Below are 2,453 nucleotides of genomic sequence, written 5' to 3'. Positions count from 1 at the left end.
CGTTACGACAGATGCCCAAAGGTCTTCCTGTCAGCCATAGCTCTCGCAGCTCTTGTCATCTACTGGCTTTGATAGACAATGAGTCCTGACCCTAGGCTCTCCCTGGGGATTGAAAATCAGATTGAGGTTAAAAACGACCGTTTTTGGCAGGGAGTTTTTGTCACGAGGGTTTTGACAGCTTTTGCATGGAGGACCAACTCGGACTAGCGACTATCTGTGGGGTAAGCGGTGCCCTCATCCTGCGAGCTGGCGGCGACCGACGCATGCCTGTGGGCCCATTTCCATCCAGTATCGGTTCTGACGAGTGAAACAGTCCAACGCACCGGCACTGTAAGCCTTGCTTCCTCGACCATCAGGTGGATGATCAGCGCGATTGCGACGGTAGCTGCGTCGCCATGAATTGCGACGTGCTTCCAACCCCATTCGAACTTGTTGGCTGTTGCATCACCAAAGTTCCGTTCAAAAACCGATGACACTTCGCCTCGCCCCGAACAAAGTTCATCACCGCCCGTTCCGATCAGCGAAATTCCATCGCCATCGACAAAGATCGCCATCAGCCGGTCGATATCCTTTGCACAGTAGGCGTCAGCGTATTCTTCCAATGTTGCGAGAACGAGTTCTTGGTCTGTCATTTCACCTCTCCATGATACCTATTCGGTTGCAAGCATAGCACAATCGCGGAGTTATCACTGCGAGCTCGGAATTGGCCTCGTCCGGCTTTCACGGAATTGCCAAAACTCATACGTTTCTGTCACCGGCGAAAACCATCGTTTGTGACCCGCCCCATTCATCCAAAGTCGCCGTTGGCGCAGCCGTAGCGAAAGAGCGATTTGTCCCGCATCCTGTTTGTCGAGACCGGTTGCGGCGAAAGGGAGGTTTCCGATCTGCAAGATTTCGGCGCTTTGAATGACCGGTTCGACGACTTAGGCTGCAACGCGGCGAAGACCTCGCGGCAGGCGCGAACAATTTCTGCACCAGCGAAAGCCGCAACCGCAATAGTCCGGAACGTCCGCATTGGCGACCTTAATGCACCTTGCGGCAAACGGCCGTTTCGAGCCCATCCCGTGAGTTCGATTTTCTCGCTGCGTGCGCGCGCGGCACGAATATTTCTGCACCTGCGTAATTTCTCGCGCTGCAGAGCGGCTCAAGAACCGGTCGTTCGCGACAGTCGCAGCATTGATCCGGAAGCAAATTCACGGATCGCGGACGAAGCCGTCTTTCGATGGAGCTGCACGAAAGTCTGCTGTTGAAACGCTCTGCTAATCATCGCTCTGAACCACGCACTGGCAGCTTGCTCGATGCCTTCATCTCTTTGAGTGACAGGTTCGAGCGAATGCTGGTCACACCAGGAAGACGCCGCAGCGTGCTGTCGACGAAGGCGCTGTAGTCGTCCAGATCGCGCGCGACCACGATCAGCAGGAAATCGTCCTCGCCGGTGGTGTTATGGCAGGCGAGGATATTGGGCGTGACCTCGATAATACGTTGGAACTCGGCGGTTGCGGCCTGATCGTGCTCTGAACAGCTCAGCTGAACGAATGCCATGACGCCGAGCCCGAGCTTTCGGCGATTGAGGTGGGCTTGGTAGCCCTCGATGATGCCCGTCTCTTCCAGTTTCTTGAGCCGTCGCCAACAGGGGGTTTCGCTCATGTTCAGGTGCTCAGCCAGTTTGGCGTTGGTCATGCGCCCGTCAGCTTGGAGAAGTTCGAGAATCTGTGCGTTGACTGCGTCGATGCCTGGCAAGGGAAGACTTTCCTCAATTGGCTCTCATTTTGAGGGCTTTATGCTCTAAACTATCATTTTTGAGGGTAGGATGGCAAGGCAATTTCATCCTTAGTTGATAGCTTCCACTCAACCAGTCGATACAACCGAAAGACCCTGCCATGAAAGCTGTCCTGTTTGAGAAATTCCAAGAAGCCCCCAAGGTCGTAAGCGTTGCGGACCCGTCACCGGAGCCGCATGGTGTCGTCCTCAAGGTCGAAGCGACTGGCGTCTGTCGTAGCGACTGGCACGGTTGGATGGGTCACGACAGCGATATCGTACTTCCTCACATCCCTGGCCACGAACTGGCCGGCGTGGTCGAGGCGGTTGGCAAAGACGTAAGGAACTGGAACGTGGGCGACCGGGTCACCGTACCGTTCATCTGCGGGTGCGGATCGTGCAGCGAATGTCATGCAGGTCATCAGCAAGTATGTCTGCATCAGGAACAGCCGGGCTGGTGCTGTCAGACAGATTCTAACCAGTCTCAGTTTCCCAATAACCACGGGAACTTAGGCGGAACATAGCTGACGCCACTCGGCGAGAGCGGCGTTGCGGATCAGCTTGAAGTTTTCGCGGGTGTAGAGGTGGCGCTCCTGGTTGAAATGGTTGTAAACGGAGGAATGAACGGCGGCGAACTTCTGCAAACTTCGCATGCGCCGGAAGCGCTGCATGGCCCGTTCTCTTCGTCGGAATGG

4 protein-coding genes and 1 pseudogene are annotated in these 2,453 nt (G+C 55.5%); 2 read left to right on the top strand and 3 right to left on the bottom strand.

Going from position 1 to position 2,453, the window contains the following annotated elements; genetic code table 11:
* Positions 1–203: 203 nt before the first annotated feature.
* A complete protein-coding gene (locus tag AVO45_RS10715; RefSeq protein WP_068346806.1) occupies positions 204–632 on the bottom strand; it encodes a nuclear transport factor 2 family protein in 429 nt (142 codons plus the stop codon).
* Positions 633–830: 198 nt separating this feature from the next.
* Between AVO45_RS10715 and AVO45_RS19715 the strand changes: the two genes are divergently transcribed.
* Positions 831–1,250 carry a hypothetical protein gene (locus AVO45_RS19715; protein ID WP_157770138.1) on the top strand — a complete coding sequence of 140 codons (420 nt, stop codon included), beginning with the start codon at positions 831–833 and terminating at the stop codon, positions 1,248–1,250.
* A 13-nt stretch (positions 1,251–1,263) separates the two neighbouring features.
* On the opposite strand, the gene AVO45_RS10710 is transcribed toward AVO45_RS19715, so the two are convergent.
* Positions 1,264–1,740: an Lrp/AsnC family transcriptional regulator gene (locus tag AVO45_RS10710; RefSeq protein ID WP_068346804.1), complete on the bottom strand. Its 477-nt coding sequence runs from the start codon at positions 1,738–1,740 to the stop codon at positions 1,264–1,266.
* Positions 1,741–1,880: 140 nt separating this feature from the next.
* On the opposite strand from AVO45_RS10710, the gene AVO45_RS20040 reads away from it, so the two are divergent.
* Positions 1,881–2,282, top strand: a complete 402-nt coding sequence (locus AVO45_RS20040; protein WP_338055969.1) for an alcohol dehydrogenase catalytic domain-containing protein — start codon at positions 1,881–1,883, stop codon at positions 2,280–2,282.
* On the opposite strand, the pseudogene AVO45_RS10700 reads toward AVO45_RS20040, so the two are convergent.
* Positions 2,268–2,453: pseudogene (locus tag AVO45_RS10700) on the bottom strand (IS6 family transposase); the annotation flags it as partial. The gene AVO45_RS20040 and the pseudogene AVO45_RS10700 overlap by 15 nt on opposite strands.

Source organism: Ruegeria marisrubri (assembly GCF_001507595.1).
GTDB classification, from domain to species: Bacteria; Pseudomonadota; Alphaproteobacteria; order Rhodobacterales; family Rhodobacteraceae; genus Ruegeria; species Ruegeria marisrubri.
The sequence above is the reverse complement of the archived record's forward strand: the minus strand, read 5'-3'. Positions and strand labels throughout refer to the sequence as shown.